General features: G+C 65.3%; 23 protein-coding genes. 10 read left to right on the forward strand and 13 right to left on the reverse strand.

Annotation, left to right across the window (positions count from 1 at the left end; translation table 11 throughout):
- Positions 1 to 579: 579 nt before the first annotated feature.
- Positions 580 to 1,158 carry a nitroreductase gene (locus JNL31_RS09595; RefSeq protein WP_294972725.1) on the forward strand — a complete coding sequence of 193 codons (579 nt, stop codon included), beginning with the start codon at positions 580 to 582 and terminating at the stop codon, positions 1,156 to 1,158.
- Entirely contained in the window at positions 1,158 to 1,850 is a 693-nt protein-coding gene (locus JNL31_RS09600; RefSeq protein WP_294972783.1) for an EI24 domain-containing protein, read from the forward strand. The genes JNL31_RS09595 and JNL31_RS09600 overlap by 1 nt, the downstream gene beginning before the upstream one ends.
- Positions 1,851 to 1,863: 13 nt before the next feature.
- Here the strand turns inward: JNL31_RS09600 and JNL31_RS09605 are convergent, their stop codons facing one another.
- Both JNL31_RS09605 and mce read right to left on the reverse strand, forming a co-directional pair.
- Complete coding sequence (locus JNL31_RS09605; protein WP_294972726.1) at positions 1,864 to 2,133, reverse strand: DUF1467 family protein; 270 nt, start codon at positions 2,131 to 2,133, stop codon at positions 1,864 to 1,866.
- 7 nt (positions 2,134 to 2,140) lie between these two features.
- Positions 2,141 to 2,545, reverse strand: a complete 405-nt coding sequence (gene mce / locus JNL31_RS09610) for a methylmalonyl-CoA epimerase (protein ID WP_294972728.1) — start codon at positions 2,543 to 2,545, stop codon at positions 2,141 to 2,143.
- Between the two features lie 135 nt (positions 2,546 to 2,680).
- Between mce and JNL31_RS09615 the strand changes: the two genes are divergently transcribed.
- Positions 2,681 to 3,361, forward strand: coding sequence for a response regulator (locus tag JNL31_RS09615; protein ID WP_294972730.1), 681 nt, complete (start codon positions 2,681 to 2,683; stop codon positions 3,359 to 3,361).
- A 22-nt stretch (positions 3,362 to 3,383) separates the two neighbouring features.
- Here JNL31_RS09615 and JNL31_RS09620 read toward each other — a convergent pair whose 3' ends face one another.
- From JNL31_RS09620 to JNL31_RS09635, 4 genes are all read right to left on the reverse strand, one after another.
- A complete protein-coding gene (locus JNL31_RS09620; RefSeq protein WP_294972731.1) occupies positions 3,384 to 3,851 on the reverse strand; it encodes a DUF1993 family protein in 468 nt (155 codons plus the stop codon).
- A complete protein-coding gene (gene aspS / locus JNL31_RS09625) occupies positions 3,851 to 5,629 on the reverse strand; it encodes an aspartate--tRNA ligase (protein ID WP_294972733.1) in 1,779 nt (592 codons plus the stop codon). Before aspS ends, JNL31_RS09620 begins: the two co-directional genes overlap by 1 nt.
- Positions 5,630 to 5,777: 148 nt before the next feature.
- On the reverse strand, positions 5,778 to 6,404 hold the full coding sequence (locus JNL31_RS09630) for an aminotransferase class IV family protein (RefSeq protein WP_294972735.1): 627 nt from the start codon (positions 6,402 to 6,404) through the stop codon (positions 5,778 to 5,780).
- Complete coding sequence (locus JNL31_RS09635; RefSeq protein WP_294972736.1) at positions 6,347 to 7,483, reverse strand: aminodeoxychorismate synthase component I; 1,137 nt, start codon at positions 7,481 to 7,483, stop codon at positions 6,347 to 6,349. Before JNL31_RS09635 ends, JNL31_RS09630 begins: the two co-directional genes overlap by 58 nt.
- A 259-nt stretch (positions 7,484 to 7,742) precedes the next feature.
- On the opposite strand from JNL31_RS09635, the gene JNL31_RS09640 reads away from it, so the two are divergent.
- From JNL31_RS09640 to JNL31_RS09670, 7 genes are all read left to right on the forward strand, one after another.
- On the forward strand, positions 7,743 to 9,302 hold the full coding sequence (locus tag JNL31_RS09640; protein ID WP_294972737.1) for an amino acid permease: 1,560 nt from the start codon (positions 7,743 to 7,745) through the stop codon (positions 9,300 to 9,302).
- A gap of 143 nt (positions 9,303 to 9,445) precedes the next feature.
- Complete coding sequence (gene carB, locus JNL31_RS09645) at positions 9,446 to 12,775, forward strand: carbamoyl-phosphate synthase large subunit (protein ID WP_294972739.1); 3,330 nt, start codon at positions 9,446 to 9,448, stop codon at positions 12,773 to 12,775.
- A 100-nt stretch (positions 12,776 to 12,875) separates the two neighbouring features.
- The gene (locus tag JNL31_RS09650; RefSeq protein ID WP_294972741.1) at positions 12,876 to 13,844 is read left to right on the forward strand and encodes a DnaJ C-terminal domain-containing protein; all 969 of its coding nucleotides are present in this window, start codon (positions 12,876 to 12,878) and stop codon (positions 13,842 to 13,844) included.
- Positions 13,841 to 14,176, forward strand: coding sequence for a hypothetical protein (locus tag JNL31_RS09655; protein ID WP_294972742.1), 336 nt, complete (start codon positions 13,841 to 13,843; stop codon positions 14,174 to 14,176). Before JNL31_RS09650 ends, JNL31_RS09655 begins: the two co-directional genes overlap by 4 nt.
- A 372-nt stretch (positions 14,177 to 14,548) precedes the next feature.
- Positions 14,549 to 14,788, forward strand: coding sequence for a hypothetical protein (locus JNL31_RS09660; RefSeq protein ID WP_294972743.1), 240 nt, complete (start codon positions 14,549 to 14,551; stop codon positions 14,786 to 14,788).
- A 474-nt stretch (positions 14,789 to 15,262) separates the two neighbouring features.
- On the forward strand, positions 15,263 to 15,673 hold the full coding sequence (locus tag JNL31_RS09665) for a ketosteroid isomerase-related protein (RefSeq protein ID WP_294972745.1): 411 nt from the start codon (positions 15,263 to 15,265) through the stop codon (positions 15,671 to 15,673).
- Positions 15,670 to 16,266 carry a GNAT family N-acetyltransferase gene (locus JNL31_RS09670; protein ID WP_294972746.1) on the forward strand — a complete coding sequence of 199 codons (597 nt, stop codon included), beginning with the start codon at positions 15,670 to 15,672 and terminating at the stop codon, positions 16,264 to 16,266. The genes JNL31_RS09665 and JNL31_RS09670 overlap by 4 nt, the downstream gene beginning before the upstream one ends.
- A 56-nt stretch (positions 16,267 to 16,322) precedes the next feature.
- On the opposite strand, the gene JNL31_RS09675 is transcribed toward JNL31_RS09670, so the two are convergent.
- From JNL31_RS09675 to JNL31_RS09705, 7 genes are all read right to left on the reverse strand, one after another.
- Positions 16,323 to 17,768: an APC family permease gene (locus JNL31_RS09675; RefSeq protein ID WP_294972748.1), complete on the reverse strand. Its 1,446-nt coding sequence runs from the start codon at positions 17,766 to 17,768 to the stop codon at positions 16,323 to 16,325.
- An 83-nt stretch (positions 17,769 to 17,851) separates the two neighbouring features.
- On the reverse strand, positions 17,852 to 18,367 hold the full coding sequence (locus JNL31_RS09680) for a flavin reductase family protein (protein WP_294972750.1): 516 nt from the start codon (positions 18,365 to 18,367) through the stop codon (positions 17,852 to 17,854).
- Positions 18,368 to 18,371: 4 nt separating this feature from the next.
- The gene (locus tag JNL31_RS09685) at positions 18,372 to 19,715 is read right to left on the reverse strand and encodes a glutamine synthetase family protein (protein WP_294972752.1); all 1,344 of its coding nucleotides are present in this window, start codon (positions 19,713 to 19,715) and stop codon (positions 18,372 to 18,374) included.
- Positions 19,712 to 20,386, reverse strand: coding sequence for a TetR/AcrR family transcriptional regulator (locus JNL31_RS09690; protein ID WP_294972754.1), 675 nt, complete (start codon positions 20,384 to 20,386; stop codon positions 19,712 to 19,714). The genes JNL31_RS09685 and JNL31_RS09690 overlap by 4 nt, the downstream gene beginning before the upstream one ends.
- On the reverse strand, positions 20,383 to 21,675 hold the full coding sequence (locus JNL31_RS09695; RefSeq protein WP_294972755.1) for an alpha/beta fold hydrolase: 1,293 nt from the start codon (positions 21,673 to 21,675) through the stop codon (positions 20,383 to 20,385). Before JNL31_RS09695 ends, JNL31_RS09690 begins: the two co-directional genes overlap by 4 nt.
- The gene (locus JNL31_RS09700; RefSeq protein WP_294972757.1) at positions 21,675 to 23,018 is read right to left on the reverse strand and encodes an acyl-CoA dehydrogenase family protein; all 1,344 of its coding nucleotides are present in this window, start codon (positions 23,016 to 23,018) and stop codon (positions 21,675 to 21,677) included. Before JNL31_RS09700 ends, JNL31_RS09695 begins: the two co-directional genes overlap by 1 nt.
- A complete protein-coding gene (locus JNL31_RS09705) occupies positions 23,018 to 24,067 on the reverse strand; it encodes a peptidase M29 (RefSeq protein WP_294972758.1) in 1,050 nt (349 codons plus the stop codon). Before JNL31_RS09705 ends, JNL31_RS09700 begins: the two co-directional genes overlap by 1 nt.
- Positions 24,068 to 24,168 lie beyond the last annotated feature (101 nt).

Genomic DNA, 24,168 nt, shown 5'->3' on the forward strand with positions numbered 1-24,168 from the left:
GACTACGAATCTGAGGGTCGGGCGTTCGAATCGCTCCGGGTCCGCCATTTATCCCTACAAGTTGGCTACTTGACAGGATACCCGGCGTCAGCGCCGGTCAGCTCGATAGCCGACAGGGCGACATGCTGGCAGCGCGATCAAGACCTGCTGGAATCATTGAGCAGATGTCACGCGACGAAGCTGTCGGTCATGAAGCTACGCCCGGATTCTGGCAGTAGAAGGACACTCTGCTCGCACTTCGATGATAGCAAGCAGATGCATCTGTTGGAGCTTGCAGAACACTCGCTGCTCCAAGGAATGCTTGCCGAGCGGCCTGGAGGACAAGCTCGACTCCACGAGGGCAGCCCGACTACCGAACTCGACCGAACCAGGCTGCGAACAGATGCCTGATCCGACCTCGGACGAAACGATTCCACAATGCGATTTCCGTTTCCGCGAAACGCTCTCGCCATCAATCCGGGAAAGCAAAAAACGGGCACAGAAGCTGTTCGGAAACTGCGATAATCCGCAGCCTCCGGTGGCTGGCGCAGCCCCGGCAATGGCCGTAAGCTGCACGCGACGAAAACACTCAGGTTTCACATGCCCCGCCGCAACGACGCTGCCCTTGCCTTCCTGTCCCACCGCCACTCCCGGCCCGCCAAGCTTTTCTCCCTCCCGGTCCCGACGCGCGAGCAATTGACCGAGATCCTGACCGCCGCCACCCGCGTTCCCGACCACGGCAAGCTTGAACCTTGGCGGCTGGTCGTCGTGCAGGGCGCTGCGTTCAAGCGGCTGGCCGATCTGGCCGAGGCGCGGGCGCGCGAGCTTGGTGGCGACGACGAGAAGGTCGCCAAGGGGCGCGGCCAGTATGACCTGGGCAAACTGGCCGTGGTGGTGGTCGCCTCGCCAAGGCCCTCACCCAAGATCCCGCCGGTCGAACAGCTGATGTCCGCCGCCGCCCTGTGCTTCAGCATTGTCACCGCGGCGGAAGCAGCGGGCTGGGGCGCAAACTGGCTGACCGGCTGGCCCGCGCATGACCCCGTCTTCGCCGCCCGCGCCTTCGGCTGCACCGAGGGCGAGACGGTGGCAGGCATCGTCCACATCGGCACCCCGCCCGAGGATTTCCCGGACCGTCCGCGCCCCGATCTTGCCCGCATCGTCACCTGGGCCGAGGCGTGATCTTCTCCGCCTTCTTCCGGGCGCTCGGCCAGCTCGGCGACCGCCGGTTCCGGCGCGTGGTCTTCCTTGGCATCCTTCTCGCACTCGCGCTTCTGTTCGGGGTCTACGTCCTGTTTCTGCAAGTCATCTGGTGGCTCTCGCCGGATACCATCGACCTGCCCGTGATCGGCCCTATCACCGGACTGCACACGATTCTCGGCTGGACCTCGGTCTTCTTCATGCTCGGGCTTTCGGTCTTCCTGATGGTTCCGGTCGCCTCGGCCTTCACCGGGTTCTTCCTGGAAGACGTCGCCGACGCGGTCGAGGACCGACACTATCCCGGCCTGCCGCCCGCGATGCCGGTGACCCTTGCCGAAGGACTGCGCCAGTCGGTCAATTTCCTGGGTCTGGTGATTGCAGTGAACGTGGGCGCGCTGTTCCTCTACCCCCTCGTCGGCCCCGGCATCCCGGTACTGTTCTGGGCGGTGAACGGATACCTTCTGGGCCGCGAGTATTTCAGTCTCGTCGCCCTCCGCCGCCTTCCGGCCAACGAAGTGAAGGCCATGCGCCGCCGCAACCGCTGGACGCTCTGGGCCGCCGGAACCCTGATGGCAGCGCCCCTGTCGGTGCCGATCCTGAACCTGGCCATCCCGGTGCTGGGCGTGGCGACCTTCACCCATCTCTACCACCAGCTTGCCGACGCGGGACGATAGTCCGGAACGGCCGTCAGTGGCGGATGCGCTCGAACCAGTCCAGGTCCTCGATCGTGATCCAGCCCGACATGATGACCGCGACAATCACCGCCCAGATCGGCGTCGCAATCAGCGTGGTGATCCAGGCCTTGCGTTTCATCACCTCGCCTGCAGGCGCACCCGGCGGCGTGCCCGGCACGATGTCCTTCGCCTCGTCCTGCGAAACGGTGCGGATCGGCAGAACGCAGAACAGCGTCATGAACCAGGTGGTCGCGTAAAGGACGATGGCGCCCGTGATGCTCATTTGATGCTCATGCCTGTTCCAGTTCCACCAGGCAACCGTTGAAATCCTTCGGGTGCAGGAACAGCACCGGCTTGCCATGCGCCCCGATCTTCGGCTCGCCCGACCCCAGCACCCGCGCCCCTTGCGCCTTCAGGTGGTCACGCGCGGCAAGGATATCATCGACCTCGTAGCAGATATGATGGATGCCGCCCGAAGGGTTCTTCTCCAGGAAACCGAGGATCGGCGACGCCTCGCCCAGCGGATGCAACAACTCGATCTTGGTGTTCGGCAATTCGATGAAGACCACCGTCACCCCATGATCCGGCTCGGCCTGAGGTGCGCCAACCCTTGCCCCCAGCGTGTTGCGATACTGCGCTGCCGCCGCCTCCAGGTCGGGCACGGCGATGGCAACATGGTTCAGGCGTCCGATCATGGGGTCCTCGCAAGCTCTCGGTCCCGCTTATGCGATCCGGGCGGGCCGCGTGCAAGCGGCCTTGGGGTCGCAATCGCGTTAACCGGGGCTTTACGGGGGTCGTGGACACTCCGGCGCAGACAGACGAGGTTCGCCATGCCCTTCCCGCCCGATCCGCAGCTGCCGCAAGACCCGCCGCAAGGCCAGGGCAGCCTGCCCTTGCGGGGGCTGTCCCTGCTTGTCGTCGATGACAGCCGCTTCACCTGCGACGCCCTGCGGCTGATCCTGCACCGGGCCGGGGCGCGCCTGCGTCGGGCGGAAAGCCTGGAAATCGCCCGCCTGCACCTGGCCTTCCATCGTCCCGACCTTGCCATCGTCGATCTTGGCCTGCCCGACGGAAGGGGTGAGGATCTGATCGCCGAACTATCCGCCGAAGGCTTCCCGGTGCTTGGCATCTCCGGCGATCCCGACAACCGGGACGTGGCGCTGGATGCAGGCGCCGCAGGCTTCATCGAAAAGCCCATCGGTTCGGCCGCCGGTCTGGTCCGGCTGATTCGCCAGCTCGCCACCGGCGCCGGACCGCTCGACCGGGCGGAAGATCAGCCGGTCCCCTCCGGCGATCTGATGGCGCTGCGCGACGATCTGGTCCGCGCCGCAGCGCTGATCGCAGCGCCGGGGGACGCGGGTTATGCCCTGGCCTTCCTGCGCAGCCTGGCGCGTGCCTCCGGCGATACCGCGCTTGAAACCGCCGCTCAGGACATCCGCAGCGGGTTCGACCGGGCAAAACTGGCCCGGATGATCGAGGAGCGGGTGGCCACGCTCGGGACGATGGCTTGAAACGCTTGCACCGTTGCAGCGGTCAGAACCGGAAATCCGCCGGATAGGAATGAAACCCGTCGAAATCGGCCTTGCCAAGCGGCACGCCCGCCGCGCGCAGCGCTGCATAGCCCATGGTCAGGTGAAAGAAGAAATTCGGCATCCCGTAAAGGTGCAGGAACTCCTCGCCGCTCTGCTCCAGCACCGCGAAGCCCGCCTGGTGACGGATCACCCGCCTCTCCGCGCCCTCGAACTCGGCCGGGGTCATCGCCCCCAGCATCGCGCGGGCCACCGCCAGCCGCGGCCCCAGCGCCTGCGGTAGGTCCGGCACCTCGCGCCCGGCCAACGGACAGGCCACCCGCAAGGCAAAGCCTGCCGCAGTCTCGAACTGCTGGCGGGCTGCAAAAGCATCGGCGATCCGGGCATCCAGTGCGTCTGGCCCTGCGACCGCCACAATGTCGCTGATGCGCGACAGGTAGTGGCGGAAGACGGGGACCGAGGCCTGGTACATCAGCTGTCCTTCGGAACCACGCGCAGGTTCAACTCCCGCAACTGCTGCAAGGTTGGGTCAGAAGGTGCGTTCATCAAGAGGTCCTCCGCGCGCTGGTTCATCGGGAACATGATGACCTCGCGGATATTCTGGGTGTCGGCCAAGAGCATCACCAGCCGGTCGATCCCCGCAGCACAACCGCCGTGAGGCGGGGCGCCGTACTTGAACGCCTTGACCATGCCGCCGAAGCGCTTGTCGACCTCGCTGTTCGGGTAGCCTGCCAGTTCAAACGCCTTGTACATGATCTCCGGCTTGTGGTTGCGGATGCCGCCCGAGATCACCTCATAGCCGTTGCAGGCAAGGTCGTACTGGTACGCATAGACCTGCAACGGATCGCCCGACAGCGCCTCAAGGCCCCCCTGCGGCATCGAGAACGGGTTGTGCGAGAAGTCGATCTTGCCCTCGTCGGTCTTCTCGTACATCGGGAAATCGACGATCCAGGCAAAGCGGAAGCTGTCGCTGTCGGTCAGCCCCAGCTCGCGCCCGATCTCGTTGCGCGCCTTGCCGGCCACGCCCTCGAACGCCTCGGCCTTGCCGCCCAGGAAGAATACCGCGTCGCCCTCGGCGAGGCCCAGTTCCAGCCGGATCGCCTCGGTCCGGTCATGCCCGATCGCCTTGGCGATGGGACCGGCCGCTTCGGTCGAGCCATCCTCGGCCTTGCGCCAGAAGATGTAGCCCATGCCCGGCAGGCCCTCTTTCTGGGCGAAGGCGTTCATCCGGTCGGCAAACTTGCGGCTGCCCCCGGTCGGGGCGGGAATGGCACGGACTTCGTTGCCGTCCTGTTCCAGGAGCTTGGCAAAGATCGCGAAGCCCGAGCCGCGGAAATGCTCGCTCACATCCTGCATCCTGATCGGGTTGCGCAGGTCGGGCTTGTCCGAGCCGTACCACTTCAGGCTGTCCCGGTAGGCAATCAGCGGCCAGTCGGCATGCACCTTGCGGCCCTTGCCGAAGGCCTCGAACAGCCCCTGCAGCACCGGCTGCACGGCGGCAAAGACGTCAGCCTGAGTCACGAAGGACATCTCGATGTCCAGCTGGTAGAAGTCGGTCGGCGAACGATCCGCCCGCGGGTCCTCATCGCGGAAGCAGGGCGCGATCTGGAAATAACGGTCGAAGCCCGCCACCTGGATCAGCTGCTTGAACTGCTGCGGCGCCTGCGGCAGCGCGTAGAACTTGCCCGGATGCAGTCGCGACGGAACCAGGAAGTCGCGCGCGCCTTCCGGCGAGGAAGCCGTGATGATCGGCGTCTGGAACTCGGTGAACCCCTGATCCCACATCGCGTTGCGCAGCCAGCGCACCACGTTCGACCGCAGCATCATGTTCTGGTGCATCGTATCGCGGCGGAGATCAAGGAAGCGGTAGGTCAGCCGGGTCTCCTCGGGATATTCGGTGTCGCCGAAGACCGGCAGCGGCAGCTCCTCGGACGCGCCAAGCACCTCGACCTCGGTCACATAGACCTCGATCTCGCCGGTCGGGATCTTCGCATTCACCAGAGACGCGTCCCGCGCCTTCACCCGTCCGTCGACCCGGATCACCCATTCGGCACGCACCTTTTCCAGCGCGGCAAAGGCCGGAGAATCCCCGTCGCACAAAAGCTGGGTGATGCCGTAATGGTCGCGCAGGTCGATGAACAGCACCCCGCCATGGTCGCGCACCCGATGGATCCAGCCCGACAGGCGGACGGTTTCGCCCACGTTGGACTTGTTCAGCGCGGCACAGGTATGGCTGCGGTAGGCGTGCATCATCGTTCCCCTTTCCAGGGCCTCAAGGTCATCCGGGCCGATACACCTTGCCCAAGGGGCCAAGTCAAGCCCGCCCCCTTTCATACTGGACTAAATATCCCCGCCGGAGGCACGCGACACCAACCGCAGGAGCCTCCGGCGGGGATATTTAGTCCAGTATGAAAACCGCCGGGATCAGGCCACGCAGGGCGTTGCCGACCCAAAGCCGAACCCCGGGCAGGTCCTCGGCCCGCAGAACCTCTTCCGCGCAGCCAAGCTCCGCCCTGAGTACCCCGGGCAGCAAGCCGCTGGACAAGGGCGGCGTCCGCATCCCCTGCCCCCGGTCGAAGAAGACGGATGTGATCGAGCCGTCACAGACCTCGCCCCGTTCGTTCAGGAACAGGACCTCGTCCAAGCCTTCGGGCAGCGCTGCCCGCGCACGGTCGTAAGCCTCGCGCCGGGTGGATTTCACCCGTAGCCAGGGATCGTCAGATCGCAGCCTTTCCTGCGCCAGCCCAACCCGCCATTCCGCCTTGGCCGGAGGCAGCGCAGCATCGGTCCATTCCACCCGGCCCTCCCGGTCCATCGTCAACCGCAGCCGCGCCGGATGGCCGGGGCCCGAGGGCATCACGTCAGGACAGGACCACCCCAGCATCCTCGCCGACCGTCGCAGCCGCGCGAGATGCAGCGCCCAGCGCGGAGCCTTCGCCCCGTCCCAGAGCACCGTCTCGATCAGCCTCAGCCCCGGCTCACCGCCGCGTTCACGAAGCGCGCTTTCCACAGCGCCTCCTCCCATTCGCCCGCCGTGGTCGAGCCATGCGTCACCCCCCCGCCCACGTTCATCACGATATCCAGCCCGCTCACCGACAGGGTGCGGATCGCCACGCTGAAATCCGCATCCCCGTCCGGAGACATCCAGCCCACCGCCCCGCAATAGACCCCGCGCGGATGGCGCTCCACCTCGCGGATGATCTCCATTGCCCGGATCTTCGGCGCCCCCGTCACCGAGCCGCAGGGGAACAGCGCCGCCATCAGCCCCGGCAGCGTTGCGGGCGCTGCAAGCTCCCCCGTTACCGTCGAGGTCATCTGGTGCACCGTCGAATAGCTTTCCACCGCGAAGAGCGTCGGGACCTTCACGCTGCCCACCCGCGACAGCCGCGAGATGTCGTTGCGCAAGAGATCGACGATCATCAGGTTCTCGGCCCGGTCCTTCTCGGACCCGAGGAGTTCGGCGACGATCGCCACATCTTCAGCCGCATCGCGCCCGCGCGGCCTTGTGCCCTTCATCGGGCGGGTCACGATCCGCCCTCCCGTGACCTGAAAGAACAGTTCGGGCGAGCGCGACACCACCACCGGCCCCACGCCCAGATCGACAAAGGCACCATGCCCGACCGCCCCGGTGCGCCGGAACGCGCCGAAAAGCCCAAGCGCCGTGCCTTGCGCCAGCCTGGCATGCATCGGAAAGGTCAGGTTCACCTGGTAGCAGTCGCCCGCCGCGATGTAGTCGAACACTTTCCGCGCCGCATGGCCATAGGCCCGGCGGCCCACCATCGGCTCGGGTGCGGTCATCCGGGTCGACCGGCCCTCCGCCGCCGCGCGTTCCAGCGCCGATCCGGCCGCGAGCGGGCCATCGAACACCCCCAGCGCCAGCAATGGCCCGCTCCGTCGGCGCGGCGTCAGCGGGCGCAGCTTCGCCTCCAGCGCATAGCCCGCCTCGTAAGCGACATAGCCCGCCACCCAGGCCCCCGCTGCCCGCGCCGCCTCGGCCCGGGCCAGCGCGCGTGACACATCGGCGGGCCGCCCGGCGAGGATCACCTCGCGCGGGTGCTGGAACAGCGCGGGATCGCCCCCCGGTCCATGTTCGATGAGGATCACCCGTCGGCCCCCGCTCCGCCTTCCGCGCCCTGAGATAGGCCGATCCCGCCCCTGCCGCCAGACGAATCCGCGCCGCCCATGTCACGCAAAACGACACGGGACCGCAAATTTTCTGATCAAAAGATCAAGGAACGCATTCAAAGCTTGCCTGATGATCAAAATCGCGCTTCCCTGTCGCCACTACCGGCCACCACATGATGTGGCCTGGCCGTAACGAATAACAAAAAAGCGTCCAACACCGGTACGAAGGGAACATTCCATGTCTTCCGACGACTACAATGACAGTGCCAAGCACGAGGACCTGAAGGTCCTGCATGGCATGGGTTACGCGCAGGAGCTTTCACGCTCCATGTCGAAATTCTCGAACTTCGCGATCTCGTTTTCCATCATCTGCATCCTCTCGGGCGGCATCAACTCCTTTGCCCAGGCCGTCTCCTCGGTAGGCGGCGCGGGCGGCGGCATCGGCTGGATCGTCGGCGCTGCCCTGTCGGGCATGTTCGCCCTCTCGATGGCGCAGATCGCCTCGGCCTTCCCGACGGCGGGCGGGCTTTACCACTGGGGTTCGATCCTCGGGAACCGCTTCTGGGGCTGGCTGACCGCCTGGCTCAACCTTCTTGGCCTTATCACCGTGCTCGGCGCCATCAACATCGGCACCGCCTACTTCTTTACCGGCACCTTCGGGCCAATGGTCGGTTTTGGCGGCACCGACTGGGAGATCGTCGGCTTTGTCGCCGTGATCACCGTGATCCAGGCGATCTTCAACCACATCGGGATCAAGGCCACCACCTTCCTGACCGACATCTCGGGCTACATCATCTTTGCCACCACCGCCGTTCTGGTCCTCGCCTGCCTCTACTACGCGCCGGCGATCGACATTTCGCGGCTCTGGACCTTCAAGAACTACTCCGGTGCGGCAGGCGGCGAGGTCTTCCCGCAGTCCGACAGCATCGGCTACCTCTTCCTGCTCTGCCTTCTCCTGCCGGTCTACACCATCACCGGCTACGACGCCTCGGCCCATACCTCCGAAGAGACCAAGAACGCCGCGCATTCGGTGCCGCGCGGCATCGTCTCATCCGTGTTCTGGTCTGCCATCGTCGGCTGGATCATGATCTGCGCGATCATACTGGCGATCCCCGACATGGACGCCGCCGCCGCCCAGGGCTGGGGTGTGTTCTTCGGCACGATGGACGCGATCCTGCCCAGCGGGCTGAAGCTGGCGCTCTACTTCTTCATCCTGATCACGCAACTGCTCTGCGGCCTTGCCACGGTGACCTCGGCCAGCCGGATGCTCTTCGCCTTCTCGCGCGATGACGGGGTTCCCGGCTTCTCGAAGCCGCTGGCCACCGTTTCGCCGAAGTATCGCACCCCGGTCAACGCGATCTGGACGGCGACCGTGCTTTGCATCCTCTACGTGGTGCTGGCGCTGTCGATCAAGGTCGGCGAGACCTCGATCTACGTGATCGTGGTGAACTCGACGCTTGTCTTCCTGTTCCTGTCCTTCACCATCCCGCTGATCGCAGGCATGTTCGCTTACGGCGGGCCGAAATGGCCGACCCCCGGTCCCTGGGCCATGTCAACCGGGCTCTACAAGCTGGTGACGGTGCTGTCGGTCGTCGGCATGGCCGTTATCCTGTTCATCGCGGTCGCGCCGCCGAATGAACGGGTCCTCTATGTCGTCCTCGGCTTCATCGCGATTGCCCTTGTCGTCTGGGTGCTGGTCGAGAATCGCCGCTTCGAAGGCCCGCCGACCGGCGACCGCATCGCCGCCCGCAAGGCCGTTATCGCGGCCGCCGAGGCTGCGGTGGGCGAGAAGGGCTGAGGCCTTCTCGCGCCTGAAAACCTTAGAGGCCGGGGGTCCGCCCCCGGCCTTTTCCTTTGCCCGACGGTCCGCCGTTTGCCCCTTGCGCCGCCCCGCCTTCTCTCTATAACCCGCACAATTTTGCGCAGTAGATGGGGGCTGACATGCCGAAGCGGACCGATATCAAGTCGATCATGATCATCGGCGCGGGTCCCATCGTCATCGGCCAGGCCTGCGAATTCGACTACTCCGGCGCCCAGGCCTGCAAGGCCCTGCGGGAAGAGGGCTACCGGGTGATCCTGGTGAATTCGAACCCTGCGACGATCATGACCGACCCAGGGTTGGCCGACGCCACCTACATCGAGCCGATCACCCCCGAAGTCGTCGCCAAGATCATCGAAAAGGAACGCCCCGACGCGCTTCTCCCTACCATGGGCGGACAGACCGGGTTGAACACCGCGCTGGCGCTGGCCGACATGGGCGTGTTGGATAAGTACAAGGTCGAGCTGATCGGCGCCAAGCGTCACGCCATTGAAATGGCAGAAGATCGCAAGTTGTTCCGCGAGGCGATGGATCGGATCGGGCTGGAAAACCCCAAGGCGACCATCGTCGCGGCCCCGAAACTCGCCACCGGCAAGTATGACATCGCGGCGGGCGTGAAACAGGCGATGGATGCGCTGGAATACGTCGGCCTCCCCGCCATCATCCGCCCCGCCTTCACCCTTGGCGGCACCGGTGGCGGCGTGGCCTACAACCGTGACGATTATGAGGCGATCATCAAGTCGGGCCTCGAGGCCTCTCCGGTCGCGCAGGTCCTGGTCGACGAATCCCTCCTCGGCTGGAAGGAATACGAAATGGAGGTGGTGCGCGACCGCGCCGACAACGCCATCATCGTCTGCTCCATCGAAAACGTCGATCCGATGGGCGTTCACACTGGCGATTCCATCACCGTCGCCCCCGCCCTGACCCTGACCGACAAGGAATACCAGATCATGCGCAACGGCAGCATTGCCGTCCTGCGCGAGATCGGCGTCGAAACCGGCGGCTCCAACGTGCAATGGGCGATCAACCCCGCCGACGGCCGCATGGTGGTGATCGAGATGAACCCCCGCGTCTCCCGCTCCTCGGCGCTGGCGTCAAAAGCCACCGGCTTCCCCATCGCCAAGATCGCCGCGAAACTCGCCATCGGCTACACGCTGGACGAACTGGACAACGACATCACCAAGGTCACGCCCGCCAGTTTCGAGCCGTCGATCGACTACGTCGTCACCAAGATCCCCCGCTTCGCCTTCGAGAAATTCCCCGGCTCCGAACCGAACCTCACCACCGCGATGAAATCGGTCGGCGAGGCGATGGCCATCGGCCGCACCATCCATGAATCGCTGCAAAAGGCGCTGGCCTCGCTGGAAACCGGCCTCACCGGCTTTGACGAAATCGCCATCCCCGGCGCGCCCGACCGCGCCGCCGTGTCGAAGAAGCTGTCCGAAGTCACCCCCGACCGCCTGCGCGTCATCGCCCAGGCCATGCGCGAAGGCTTCACGAACGACGACATCCAGGCGATCACCGCCTTCGACCCCTGGTTCCTCGCCCGCATCCGCGAGATCGTCGACACCGAGGCCCGCATCCGCAAGGACGGCCTGCCCACCAACCCCGAGGCCCTGCGCGCCCTGAAGATGATGGGCTTCACCGATGCCCGCCTCGCCAAACTCACCGGTCGCGACGAGGCCCAGGTCCGCCGCGCCCGCCAGCGCCTCGGCGTCACCGCCGTCTTCAAGCGCATCGACACCTGCGCAGCGGAGTTCGAGGCGCAGACCCCCTACATGTATTCCACCTATGAAGCCCCCGCGATGGGCGATGTGGAATGCGAATCCCGCCCCACCGCCGCGAAGAAGGTCGTCATCCTCGGCGGCGGCCCGAACCGCATCGGCCAGGGCATCGAGTTCGACTATTGCTGCGTCCACGCCTGCTATGCCCTGACCGACGCGGGCTACGAGACCATCATGGTGAACTGCAACCCCGAGACCGTCTCCACCGACTACGACACCTCAGACCGGCTCTACTTCGAACCCCTCACCCTGGAACATGTCCTCGAAATCCTGCGGGTCGAGCAGGAGAACGGCACCCTCCACGGCGTCATCGTCCAGTTCGGCGGCCAGACGCCCCTGAAACTGGCGAATGCGCTGCACGAGGAAGGCATCCCGATCCTCGGCACCACGCCCGATGCCATCGACCTTGCCGAAGACCGCGAACGTTTCCAGCGCCTGTTGCAAGACCTCGGCCTCAAGCAGCCGCACAACGGCACCGCGCGCAGCCGCGACGAGGCCTTCACTGTGGCCAAGGATGTCGGCTACCCGCTCGTCATCCGCCCCTCCTTCGTCCTTGGCGGTCGCGCAATGGAAATCGTCCGCTCCGACGACCAGCTCGACCGCTACATTTCCACCGCCGTCCAGGTGTCCGGCGACTCGCCCGTCCTTCTCGACTCCTATCTCTCCGGTGCCGTCGAGGTTGACGTCGATGCGTTAAGCGACGGTAAATCCGTGCATGTCGCTGGAATCATGGAACATATCGAGGAAGCCGGCGTCCATTCTGGCGATAGCGCCTGCTGCCTGCCGCCGCACCAGCTGTCGCCTGAAACCGTCGAGGAACTGAAACGCCAGACCGTCATCATGGCCAAGGCGCTGAACGTCGTCGGCCTGATGAACGTGCAATTCGCGATCAAGGACGGCGTGATCTACGTCCTCGAAGTCAACCCCCGCGCCAGCCGCACCGTGCCCTTCGTCGCCAAGGCCACCGACAGCGCCATCGCCAGCATCGCCGCCCGCCTGATGGCCGGCGAGCCGCTCTCCACCTTCCCGATGCGCGCCCCCTACCCCGAGGGCGTCGGCCCCGACAGCCCGCTCCCCCTCGCCGACCCCCTCACCCTCGCCGACCCGAATACCCCCTGGTTCTCGGTCAAAGAGGCCGTCCTCCCCTTCGCCCGCTTCCCCGGCGTCGACCCGATGCTCGGCCCCGAGATGCGCTCGACGGGTGAGGTGATGGGCTGGGACCGCACCTTCGCGCTCGCCTTTCTCAAGGCCCAGATGGGCGCAGGCACCATCCTGCCGACCGAAGGCCGCGTCTTCCTCTCGATCAAGGACATGGACAAGACCGAGACCCTCGCCGCCGCCGCCCGTGATCTCGTGGCGATGGGCTTCCAGATCGTCGCCACCAAGGGCACCGCGCACTGGCTTGCCGCGAACGGCGTGCAGGCCGAACCCGTGGCCAAGGTCTATGAAGGCCGCCCGAACATCGTCGACCGCCTCAAGAATAACGACATCGCCATCGTCATGAACACGACCGAGGGCACGCAGGCAGTCAGCGACAGCCGCGACATCCGCCGCGTCGCGCTGATGGACAAGATCCCGTATTTCACCACGGCTGCTGCCAGCGTCGCGGCAGTGGCCGCAATGAAGGCGCGGGGCGAAGGCTACGGGGTGCGCACCCTGCAGGGCTGACCCCAGCCCTGCCCCGCCTTTCGCGGCCCTGCGCCCTTGCAGCCCGCACTTAGTCCGCTATCCTCAGCCCCGGAAGGCGTTGAACGGGCGGAGTATGTTAATGGCGGGCGATCCCTATGCCGCGCTCGGGGTGAAGAAGACGGCCACCGAGGCCGAGTTGAAGGCCGCTTATCGCAAGATCGCCAAGGTCGATCACCCCGACCTGAACCCTGATCCCGCAGCGGCTGAACGGTTCAAGGCCGCCGCTGCCGCCTATGACCTTCTGAAAGACCCCGAACAGCGCCGCCGCTTCGACGCGGGCGAGATCGACGAACAGGGCCAGGAACGCCCGCAGCGCCGCTACTATCGCGACCATGCCGAGGCCGCCGACAATCCCTATGCCCGCAGCTACGGTTTCGAGAATGACGCCGACATGGGCGATGTCTTCTCCGACCTCTTCGGCCGCCGTGGTGCGGGCGGACGGGCCGGTACGGGCGGCGGCGGCTTCGAAGGCTTTGAGGGCTTCGGCCAGGGCGGCCAGCAACGCGACTTCCACATGCGCGGGCAGGACCACCGCTTTACCCTGGAGGTGGATTTCCTGACCGCCGTCCGCGGCGGCAAGACCCGGATCACCCTGCCCGACGGCAGTGACCTGGAAGTGACGATCCCCAAGGGCGCGCAAGACGGCCAGACCATCCGGCTGAAGGAAAAGGGCGGGGCAGGCCTTGGCAAGGGCGGTTCGGGGGACGCCTATCTGACCCTGACCGTCGCGCCGGACCCCCTGTTCCGCCGCGAGGGCGACGACATTTTCCTGACCCTGCCGATCACCCTGGCCGAGGCGGTTCTGGGCGGCAAGGTCGCCACCCCCACCATCGACGGCCCGGTCAACCTGACCATCCCGAAAGGTGCGACCACCGGCCAGAAGCTGCGCCTGCGCGGGCGCGGCATCAAGGGCGGCGACCAGCAGGTCGAGCTGAAGATCGTGATGCCGCCGAAGGTGGACCCCGAGCTTGAGACCTTCATGGAAAGCTGGCGCAAGTCGCATGACTACGACCCGCGCGTCGGCATGAACTCCGGGAGCAGATCATGACCCGCTATTACAGCTCGACCGAAGTCGTGGCGCTGATCGACGACCTGACCGAACCCCGCCTGACCGCCTACCTGCGGGCCAGCATCGTTCAGCCGGTGGCAACCCCCGACGGCCCCGGCTTCCGCGAAACCGACGTCGCGCGCCTGCAACTCCTCTGCGATCTGGATGAGAACTACGCGCTCCCGGAAGAGTCGCTGAAAATGGTGATGGGCTTGATCGACCAGCTGAACGCCATGCGCGGCGACATGCGCGCCCTGCTGCGCGCCGTCGCCTCGGAACCCGACGAGGTCCGCTGCCGCATCCACAGCAGCATCCGGGTGCTGCGGGGATGAGGAAAGTCGGGCGAGGGTAGAGAGGGGCGGTCTGGCATTGGCGTCGCTCGGGCATTGTCTTTCACCCTGTGAGCCACAATATCATCATCCCCTTGAACACGACCAAAGGCATACAGATTTTCGGCGCCGACAAAGAATTGCGCCGCATGGTGGGAACGGAACAGGCCCGCTATTGCATCGGGCTGCGGCGAGCTTGGCGGTTCTGGTGGCAGGGAACTCAGGGGCAATGGGTATGGACACTCTGGGGTCAGGATCAATGTGTCGCACCTATACTCTTGATCGGTGAACCACTTGAATAACACCCCGCTGCCTAAGTTTCGTCTTGGTTGAATTCAACATGGGCATGTTCAAATTGATCAAGATGAGGAACGAATGAAACTGCGTATTTTTCTTATCCCTCTGATGCTTGCGGGATGTGTGACGACCCCAATCGTATCGGACTTTAACGGCTCAAGCGTCAAAATCGTCGAGAGTTTCGGCGGTGCGAAGCCGTCCGAAGCGACAATTGCTGAAGCCAAGCGCATCTGTGCGAAAGTCGGCAAGACCGCAGAGGGCGCCTCCGCTCGTTCGCTGCCCAATTACGACACCGAGTATCTGTTCCTCTGCCTCTGAAAAAATGCAAAGCTGTGGTGCGCAACTCGGGCACCACAGCACTCCGGCCGACTCACCGGAAATCCAATCGCCCAATCCACAGCGCCGTTCTTGCCGCGTTCGGAAAAGAACTCGGTCGCGCCACGCGCACCAATCCTGTCGGCCAAGGCAAGGCCAGTGTATTGATTGAACGATACACTTTCCGTCGTGGCGAAGTCCTCTACGTCCCTCTTAAGCGATTTGGGCAAGCTGACGATCATCCGCGTTTCTTGGCTCAGGCCATGATACTACTTCGGCAGAAGCTCTCTTCACACGGTCTATTGCAAACCTTAACCCCACCCTAACGCCCGCGACCAACCCATTGATTCCAAACGCCCCGATTTTCTGTCCACCGTGGACACTGCCTCCCCCAAAGTCGCTTTCCGCCCCCAACCCGTCCCCCCGGCTTGGAAACCCCGCCCCGCCCCGCTACTCTCCCACCCCAAAGGAGACCCCATGCCCCGCGCCGAGACCCTCGCCCTGATCCGCCGCTATTACGACGCCTTCAATGCGGGCGACCCCGAGGGCATGCTCGCCTGCCTGACCGAGGATATCGAGCACCGGGTGAATGAGGGCGGCCACCGGCTCGGCAAGGCCAGGTTCCGCGAGTTCTGTGGCCACATGGGGGTCAGCTACCGCGAGCAGCTGAAGGACCTGACGATCTTCGCGACCGACGACGGCACCCGCGGGGCCGCCGAATTCGTCGTCCACGGCGCGTACCTGAAGACCGACCCCGGCCTGCCCGAAGCGAGGGGCCAGACCTACATCCTCCCCGCCGGGGGGTTCTTCGAGACCCGCGACGGTCTCATTTCCCGCATCACCACCTTCTACAACCTGAACGACTGGATCGCGCAGGTCCAGGCATGAACATCGACGACATCGACGTCCGCGCCCTGAAAGGCCCCGATCTGGAAGCGGCGCTTGACGGCGTCGCCCAGCTTCGCATCACCGTGTTCCGCGACTGGCCCTACCTCTACGACGGCTCACCGGAATATGAGCGAGAGTATCTCGCCACCTACCGCGACAACCCCGGCGCGCTTCTGGTGGGGGCGTTCCACGACGGCCAGCTGATCGGTGCCTCGACCTCCACCCCGATGGAGGACCACGCCCGTGAATTCGCCGCGCCCTTCCGCGACCTCGGCATTCCGCCAGAGAAGATCCTCTACGGGGCCGAGTCCGTCCTCCTCCGCCCCTACCGCGGCATCGGCCTCGGCCACCGCTTCATCGACCTGCGCGAAGCCCATGCCCGGGCCTTGGGCCGCACTCATGTCGCCTTCTGCTCGGTCATCCGGCCAAGCGACCACCCGGCCCGGCCCGCCGTCTATCGGTCCAACGACTCCTTCTGGCGCGGCCGGGGCTACCGGACCCTGCCGGGTGTCGTGGCACGGTTCAGTTGGAAGGACCTTGGCGACACGGTGGAAACCGAGAAGCCGCTCCAGTTCTGGATGCGCGAGCTGTGAATGAAGAGGCCGACCCGGGCGACCCGGACCGGCCTTTGACTTCGATTTGACCCGGATCAGTCCAGGTTCATCCCCATCTTCGCAAAGCGCGCCGGGTCCGAGGACTTCAGCCGCTGGGCCAGCAGGAAACCGACAACGCCGCCCGCCGGGATCAACGCGGGCAGGAGCCAGCTGAGCGAGCCGCCCGTCGTCCCGGTGAGATCGCCGTAGTTGATGAAGATGTAGACGAAAAGCGCCGCCATGATCAGCCCGGCGATGGCCGGAAGGATCCTGGTCGACAGGGGCGAACCCCCGCCCTGTTTCGAGAAGAAGGCAATCACCGACAGCGAGGTGATGGCCATCATCCCGATCACGCCCAGGGTGCCGATCTGGCTGATCCAGGTGAACATGTTCAGGATCGGGTCGAGGCCCAGGCCTGCGAAAATCGCGAGGACGATCACCGCAAGCACCGTCTGCACGACCGAGCCGATATGCGGGCTTTGATGCGCATCATGGGTGCGGCCGAAAGCTTCCGGCAACAGTCCGTCACGGCCCGCGACATAGGAATAGCGGGCGATGTAGTTGTGGAAGGCCGACAGCGCGGCGAAGAGACTGGAGACCAGCAGAAGCCCCGCGATCATCGAGATGGTCGGATTGGTGTAGGTCTCGGCCAGGATGAAGAAATGCGCGGTCGGGTCGGGCAGGCCGCCGATGGTTTCCAGAAGCTTGTCGGCCCCGGTTCCCGCGATCATCAGCCAGGTGGTGAAGACGAAGAAGATGCCGATCATCAGGATCGACAGGTAGGTCGCGCGCGGGATGGTCTTCGCCGGGTCCTTGGCCTCTTCGCCATAGATCGTGGTCGCCTCGATCCCGATGAAGGAGCCCAGGCAGAACAGGATCGCAGCGGTCAGCGAACCGGACGTCAGCGCCGAGAAGTCGAAGATGTTGACCGCAAGGCCCTTGCCCTCGGCCCCGCCCGCGCCAAGGATGGCGAAGTCGACGATGAAAACGATCAGGTATTCCAGGCCGACCAGCACCACCATGACCTTGGCCGACAGGTCCACCTGCCGGTAGCCTAGGATGCCGACCAGCGCGATGGCGATCAGGCTGTAGACCCACCAGGGCATGGTGATGCCGAAGCCGCCGAACACCCCCGCAGCGACGCCGCCCAGAAGCCCGATCAGGCCGAACTGCATGGTGTTGTAGGCGACCAGCGCCATGATCGAAACCGCGCCGCCCCAACTGCCGCCAAGCCCCCGTGCGGCATAGGCGTAGAAGGCGCCGGCGTTGATGACATGGCGGCTCATCGCGACATAGCCGGCGGCGAAGGCCAGCATGACCAGCGTGAGCAGGATGAAGGTCAGCGGGATGCCGGTGCCGTTCCCCAGAAGGAACGCGAGCGGCATGGCCCCGGCCACCCCGGTCAGGGGTGCGGCGGCCGAGATCACCATGAAGGTGACGGCGACCAGCCCCAGCGAATTGCGTCGCAGCCGGTTCGGCCCGATTTCGGTGAATTCAGACATGTTCCCTCCGTGTTGAGCGCGCCCGGTCTTGTTGCCGGGCCCTTTTCCTGCGGTCGTTGACTCGCCGCAAATTACTTAACAGTTTAACTATCTCCGGTGAGATGTATAGCCCTTCTGTAGGCCCGCTGCCCGTATAGCAGCGCCGACGGGTTGTCGGAGAGCCGCACCGAGGCCACGCGACCGACGAGGATGTGATGGGTTTCCCACAGAAGCGCGGTGGCGAGACGGCATTCAAAGACGGCCGTCGCGCCGGACAGGACGGGCTGGCCGATGTCGCCCTTTTCCCAGGCCACGCGATCAAAGCGTTCGGCGCGGTCCGAAGCGCTGCGCCCGGCAAAGAGGTTGGAAACCTCCTGCTGGTGCTCGGCCAGAAGATTGGCGCAGAAGGCACGGTTCTTCAGGATCGCGGCGGCGGCGGGCGACTGGTGGTGGATGCACAGCAGCAGCGAGGGTTGCTCGCCATCCGCCGAGACCGAAGTCAGCGAGGAGACCGTGACCCCCGCGCGCCCGCCCTCGCCATCGGTGGTGGCGACGGCGACGAAGGTGGCCGCGCGGCTCATCCCTTCCATGAAGGCGGTGCGAAGATCGGCGGCGGTCATCATGTCACCCAAGATCAAAAAAGCGTTGCAATTCGACGTCCGGCACCTTGCGGCGGAATTCGTCGTGCTGAGAGTCGCGCGTCGCCGTGAAACCGTCAACAAAGCGCGTGCCCAGCCAGTCGCGCGCAAAGTCCGACCCGCGCAGGCGGCTGATCGCCTCGGGCATGGAGCGGGCGAAGTCGCGGGCGGGTTCCTGGGAATAGCCCGACCCGACGACTTCCGGCTCCGGCTCGATCTTGTTAAGGATCCCCGCGATCCCTGCGGCGAGGGTGGCAGCGGTGGTCAGGTAGGGGTTTGTATCGGCCCCCGGCAGCCGGTTTTCCACCCGCAAGGACCCCGCATCATGGCCCACCAGCCGGAAGCAGGTGGTGCGGTTCTCGTAGCCCCAGGTCAGGCCGGGGGGCGCGAAGGTGCCCGGCGCAAAGCGGCGATAGCTGTTCACCGTCGGCTGGAAGATCAGGGTCATGTCGCCGATATACGCCTGCAACCCGCCGAGAAAATGGCGGAAGGTCTGGCTGACGCCGTTCTTCTGTGCCTCGTCCCAGAACAGCGGCTTGCCCGCCTTGTCCTTCAGGCTGATGTGCAGGTGGATCGACTGGCTGTCGGCCTGTTCGTTCCAGCGGGGCATGAAGGTGACGGACCTGCCCTGCCGCAGGGCAAGGGCGCGCAGGAAATTCTTCAAGAGCACCAGCTGGTCGGCGGGCTCAAGTCCCCCACCAGCGGCGATGCAGCATTCCATGAAGCCGCCGCCGATCTCTTCATGCATCTTGGCCAGATCGATCCGCAGCGGCTCGCAGATGGCGGAAAGCGCCTCGTACCATTCCGTCTGCAGGGCCTGGTAGATGATCAGGTCATGGCTGGCATGCGGTGTCGCGGTCTGGAGATTACGATACCCCTTGGCCCGAGCGCTTTCCGGGGTTTCGTCGAAAAGGGTGTACTCCAGCTCCATCCCGTATTTCGGAAAGAAGCCCGCCTCGGCGGCGCGGGCCAGGACACGGGTCAGGATCGAGCGCGGGCAAAGCTCGGCAGAGGCGCCGGTGAAGTTCGACAGGACCAAGAGGTCATGGCCGGGCTTCGACCAGGGCAGGCGCCGGGCGCTGGTAGGATCAATGCGCAGGGGATCGTCGTGGAAATCGCCCGCGTCGTCGTTCACGCCGGGCAGGTTCAGGTGGACATCGGTCGGGTCAAGCGCCAGTTGCGCCGGGGCCATGCCCATGCCGTTTTTCGCAATCCCTTTCAGGGACGCGGCCGAGACCATCTGCCCGCGCAAAAGGCCGTTGGTATCGGCCATCGCCACCGTGGCGAAACGGCTGGCGGGATCGGCGAGGAAGTCGTCAATCATGGTCATCTGTCACCTGTTGGGAGGGTCAATAGCGCGGCCAGTTGCTCCAGGTCCTGCGCGGGGGTGGTTGAATAGGCCTTGAGGAACACCTTGAGGCCGTTGGCGATGTAGCGGGTCAGCGTCTCGCGGTCGGGCACCGCGTCGGGCATGTACAGCGCCTGCGTCCGGGGGGCGGAGAGGATCAGGCCCCAGAGATCCTGCGCGGCAAGCTCGGCCTCGTCGAAGGCCAGCCGCCCCGCGTCGCGCTGGGTTTCCAGGTAGCGCATGATCCCGCGCAAGAGGTGGTCGGGTCCGCTGGCCTGGTAGGCCCGGCCGATCTCGGGGAAGCGGCCGACCTCGCCGATGATCAGGCGGGCGAGCGATAGCAGATCCGGACGCATGACGGTGTCGGCATAGGCCCAGGCGAAGGTCAGAAGATCGGCGACCATCCCCGACGCCGAGGGATGCTCGAAGACATCGAGCATCAGGTCGCGTTTGCCAAGCATCATCGCCTGGAAGAGCGATTCCTTCGACGGGAAGTAGGAATAGAGCGTGGGCTTCGTCACCCCGGCCTCGGCGGCGACGGCGTCCATCGACGCGCCGGAATAGCCGGATGCCGCAAAGACCGTCAGCGCCGCGTCGAGGATCTGGCGCTCGCGGTTCAGCCGGTTCTGCTGGCGGCGGGGAAGGTCGTTCACGGCAGCCTGCGCAGGAAGCTGAGAAGGTGGCGGTTGTAGGCCTCTGGCTTCTCGACGTTGCAGACATGACCCGCGCCGGGGATGACCTCGAAGCGGACGTCGGGTCGGGGGGCGGCGTCCCAGATACGGCCCGCGACGGCGCGGATCTCGGCGGGGGGCGCGAGGCGGTCATGTTCGCCGGTCATCATCAGGACGGGCATGGTGAGCTTGGCGAAGTCGAAGCGTTCCAGCGGGTTGGTGAAACAGCTCAGGGCGTCGCGGTAGGTGGCGGCGGGGATCGCGGCCATGCTGTCGAAGAGCTGTTGCCGGGTTTCGTGCGAGGCATCCGGCCCGGCCAGGACCTTGACCACCGCAGGCGCAAAGTCGGCAGGAACCTGGCCTGCGTCCATCGGCACTTCACGGCTGACGCGGAAGGCCTCCCGTTCGTCGGGGCCCGCTTCGGACATGCCGGTGCAACCGCCGGAGAGGACGAGGCCCGCCAGCATCTCGGGGTGGCGCATGGCGAAGGAGGTGGCGATCCAAGACCCGTAGGAGAGGCCGACCAGTACCAGCCGTTTCGCCCCGAGCCTTTCGGCGACGCGCAGGATATCGGCGCAATAGTCATCGACCGTGGATTGCCGGGGCCCGAGCGTGCTGTCGCCATAGCCTCGCAGGTCAAGAGCGGCGGCCTGCATGGTTGAACCTGCGGCTTGCAGCTGCGGCAGCCAATTGGAGCGCCCGCCGCCGATACCGTGCAGGAAGAGGCAGAGGGTGCCAGGGGATTGGGGTTGGCGGCCTTCGGTGACGGTCAAGGCAAGCCGGGGCAAGTCGTCGAAGATCAGCGTCTCGACCGGCGCGGGAGTAGTCTTTTCCGCAGGCTGCACGTTCCTCGCGGTCGCTGACGCCAAAGCCGCGATCCCGGCCTCGAACACGGCCTTCGTCCCGTCGCAAATCCCGGTCAGCCGCGTGGCAGGGGCGCGAACGGTTGCGGTCCAGTTGACCACCGACCCGCCCACCTCGGCCGACGACACGGTGATGCGGGCATCATAGGCCTCGCAATCGCGGATGCCCTCAAGATGCGTGTAGCCAAGCACCCGGTCGCTGTCCGAGAGATAGGTCTGCTGTTCGCGGTAGACGGTATCCTCGCCCGCGACGGTGAAGGTCCGGATGCGGGCACCTTGCGGCCCCCGCTCCTCGGTCATCGTCGCGATCCACGGATGCCAGGCGCCGCAGAAGTCGCGGACGACTGACCACACCACCTCGGGTGCAAGCGGCACAAGGCCCCGGACCTGCACCACCTCACGCCCCATCAGCGCAGCATCCGCAGGGCGCCCGAGTCCCCGCGCCAGAGCGAGTTCCTCGCCCCGCCCTCGTCGCCGGGGGCATGGTCCAGCTCGTTCATCTCGTAAAGCGCGAGGACGCCGATATAGTCCTCCATGATCTCGGAGGTATAGGGCAGCATCAGCGCCCCGCAGCGACTGTCGCGGTACATGCGTTCCAGCGGCAGCGACTTCAGCATCGACTGCCCGCCGCAGGTGCGGATCGCCAAGGCGGTGATCTCCTGCACGCCTTCCATCACGTTGTATTGCGCGGCATACATCCGCATCACCTCGCCCTTCGACGGCATCCCTTTGGCCTCGGAAAACGCCTGCCACCAGAGCGCCCGCATGTTCGCCAGCCGGGCATACATCTTCGACACTGCCACCCGCTTGGTCGCATACATCCGCCGGTCGATCGGCGGCTGGCCCGGGACCCGTCCCTGCAAATAGGCCAGCGTAAAGTCATAGGCCCCCTGCGCCACGCCCATGTAGGTGGGGCTGAGAGTGGCCATCATATGCGGCCAGTTCGGCAGCGTCTTGCCGAAGATGCCCTTCGGCATCAGCAGGTCCTCCTCGGTGACGAAAACGTCTTTCAGGATCAGGTCGCGGCTGTTCGTGCCCCGCATTCCCAGCGGGTCCCAGTCGCCCTTCACCGTCAGGCCCGGTGCATCCTTGTGGACGACGAACAGCATCGTGTCCTCGTGCCGGGGTTCCTGGCCCTCGAATACCTCGGTGCAGACGATGGTGTAATAGTCGCAGTATCCCGCCAGCGAGGCGAATTTCTTGAAGCCGGTGATCTTCCAGCCGCCCTCCACCGGGCGGGCCTGGGTCTGGTTCGGCTTCGAGGTCCAGTTCTGCCCTCCCTCCGAGATCGGCTGTGAATAGATAGCGCGTTCGGTCATCGCCCGGGTGAACTGCTTGGCCCGCAAGGGGGCAAAGGCCGCCTTTTCCTCGGCCGACAGGTTCGGCATGTCATACATGAACCGCGACCAGGCCATCGAGGAGTTGTGCATATTGAACGTGAGCGCCGTCGCCCCGCAATACTTGGCGATCTCGGCGCCCACCATGGCGTATTCGCCCATGGAGAAGCCCCAGCCGCCGAATTCCTGCGGGATCGACAGACCCAGAAAGCCGTTGTCGGCGAGGTCCTTGTAATTCTCAACCGGGAACGAGGCATCGTCGTCCACCCCCTTGGCGCGGGCGGCAAAGACCGGGCCAAGCTCGTTGATCTTCGCCATGGCGGCGGCGACCTCGGGGCGGACGCCGCTCATGTCATAGTAATCCGCAGGCGCGCTCATCGGCAGGACGGCGGGGATCGGGGACTGGTCGGTCATCAGGCAAGCTCTCCTTGCAGAACGCCGTCCTTGACGACGACGCGCCCGTCGAGGGCGATGGTGCAGTTGCGCATCGGAAGGTCGAAATGGCCGAGCGTGTAGCGCCCGGCATACTGGTTGGCCCCGGTGGACCACAGGAAGCTCCCGGCAATGGCCCGGAACTCCACCGCCTGCATGTCGCGCTTGTCGTACATGGCGGCGGAAACCCATTTCGCGCCGTGGTTCATGCCCCAGCCGACATGGCTGAGCCCATAGGCGTTGCGGTCGTTCCAGGCTTCCATGTATTCGCGCAGGTGCAGCGCGTCGATGCCGTCGCCTTTGATCGCGGTGACGAAGTCGTTCTCAATGGTAAAGTCGATGCGGCTGGTCAGGAAGGTCTTGAACGTCAGGTTCATGTCGCCCACGTCCATCACCACGCGGCCGTTCACCGCGTCCTTGCCGGGGAAGGCCAGGCACAGCCCGGCCGGCCAGTGCGCCACCGCGCCCGGCTTGGTACCGAAACCCGCCGTGCCGCCGCAGGGCGCGCCGCGCAGGTCAACCGTCAGGTCGGTGCCGATGGCCGATGTCACCCGCATCTCCGCCGCCTCGCGCAGCATCTGGATGCCGATCTGCAACTTCACGTCGTCCTCGGCCTTCGGCTCGGTCCGCTCAAGGATTTCCGGGTGTTCGTTGGTGATGACTAGCAGGCGGGTGCGCCCGGCATCCTCGATCTCGGGCCATTCGGGGGCATGGATCAGCCCCTCGACCGTGCAGTCCACGATCACCTCGACCAGCTTCAGCGCCTCGACCACCGCGCGGTTTCCGGCGATGGCCCAGCTGGTGCCGGTGGACTTCACCGGGACCGGGGCCGACTGCGCGGGCGTCGGCATCTGGATGTGGAAGCTTTCCGCCCCGAGGTCATACCCCGCGAGCTCGCACAGATGCACCAGAACGGGCCGCGACTGGGTTTCGCTGATGATCGCGATCTTCGTGCCCTTGCCGATCCCGTTCAGCGCCAAGACCCGGCGGAAGGCGGCAAGCCATTTCCCCTCGATCCGTTCCTGCAACATCAACCCCCTCCTGACCCCAGTGCATTGCCGGTGCGACGATTCGCCCCATCGGCAAATTGCTTTACTGATCAGTATAGTTTTTCGGAGTGAGGCCGTCTGTC

This window comes from Tabrizicola sp. (assembly GCF_016792905.1).
In the GTDB taxonomy this organism is placed as follows: domain Bacteria; phylum Pseudomonadota; class Alphaproteobacteria; order Rhodobacterales; family Rhodobacteraceae; genus Tabrizicola.

Coding starts and splice junctions, on each gene's coding strand:
- JNL31_RS09615 (WP_294972730.1), top strand. CDS start 2,681: ATGCCCTTCCCGCCCGATCCGCAGCTGCCGCAAGACCCGCCGCAAGGC.
- JNL31_RS09655 (WP_294972742.1), top strand. CDS start 13,841: ATGACCCGCTATTACAGCTCGACCGAAGTCGTGGCGCTGATCGACGAC.
- JNL31_RS09650 (WP_294972741.1), top strand. CDS start 12,876: ATGGCGGGCGATCCCTATGCCGCGCTCGGGGTGAAGAAGACGGCCACC.
- JNL31_RS09685 (WP_294972752.1), bottom strand. CDS start 19,715: ATGACCATGATTGACGACTTCCTCGCCGATCCCGCCAGCCGTTTCGCC.
- JNL31_RS09620 (WP_294972731.1), bottom strand. CDS start 3,851: ATGTACCAGGCCTCGGTCCCCGTCTTCCGCCACTACCTGTCGCGCATC.
- JNL31_RS09705 (WP_294972758.1), bottom strand. CDS start 24,067: ATGTTGCAGGAACGGATCGAGGGGAAATGGCTTGCCGCCTTCCGCCGG.
- JNL31_RS09660 (WP_294972743.1), top strand. CDS start 14,549: ATGAAACTGCGTATTTTTCTTATCCCTCTGATGCTTGCGGGATGTGTG.
- JNL31_RS09670 (WP_294972746.1), top strand. CDS start 15,670: ATGAACATCGACGACATCGACGTCCGCGCCCTGAAAGGCCCCGATCTG.
- JNL31_RS09640 (WP_294972737.1), top strand. CDS start 7,743: ATGTCTTCCGACGACTACAATGACAGTGCCAAGCACGAGGACCTGAAG.
- JNL31_RS09680 (WP_294972750.1), bottom strand. CDS start 18,367: ATGACCGCCGCCGATCTTCGCACCGCCTTCATGGAAGGGATGAGCCGC.
- JNL31_RS09695 (WP_294972755.1), bottom strand. CDS start 21,675: ATGGGGCGTGAGGTGGTGCAGGTCCGGGGCCTTGTGCCGCTTGCACCC.
- JNL31_RS09665 (WP_294972745.1), top strand. CDS start 15,263: ATGCCCCGCGCCGAGACCCTCGCCCTGATCCGCCGCTATTACGACGCC.
- aspS (WP_294972733.1), bottom strand. CDS start 5,629: ATGCACGCCTACCGCAGCCATACCTGTGCCGCGCTGAACAAGTCCAAC.
- JNL31_RS09630 (WP_294972735.1), bottom strand. CDS start 6,404: ATGGGAGGAGGCGCTGTGGAAAGCGCGCTTCGTGAACGCGGCGGTGAG.
- JNL31_RS09675 (WP_294972748.1), bottom strand. CDS start 17,768: ATGTCTGAATTCACCGAAATCGGGCCGAACCGGCTGCGACGCAATTCG.
- JNL31_RS09605 (WP_294972726.1), bottom strand. CDS start 2,133: ATGAGCATCACGGGCGCCATCGTCCTTTACGCGACCACCTGGTTCATG.
- mce (WP_294972728.1), bottom strand. CDS start 2,545: ATGATCGGACGCCTGAACCATGTTGCCATCGCCGTGCCCGACCTGGAG.
- carB (WP_294972739.1), top strand. CDS start 9,446: ATGCCGAAGCGGACCGATATCAAGTCGATCATGATCATCGGCGCGGGT.
- JNL31_RS09700 (WP_294972757.1), bottom strand. CDS start 23,018: ATGACCGACCAGTCCCCGATCCCCGCCGTCCTGCCGATGAGCGCGCCT.
- JNL31_RS09595 (WP_294972725.1), top strand. CDS start 580: ATGCCCCGCCGCAACGACGCTGCCCTTGCCTTCCTGTCCCACCGCCAC.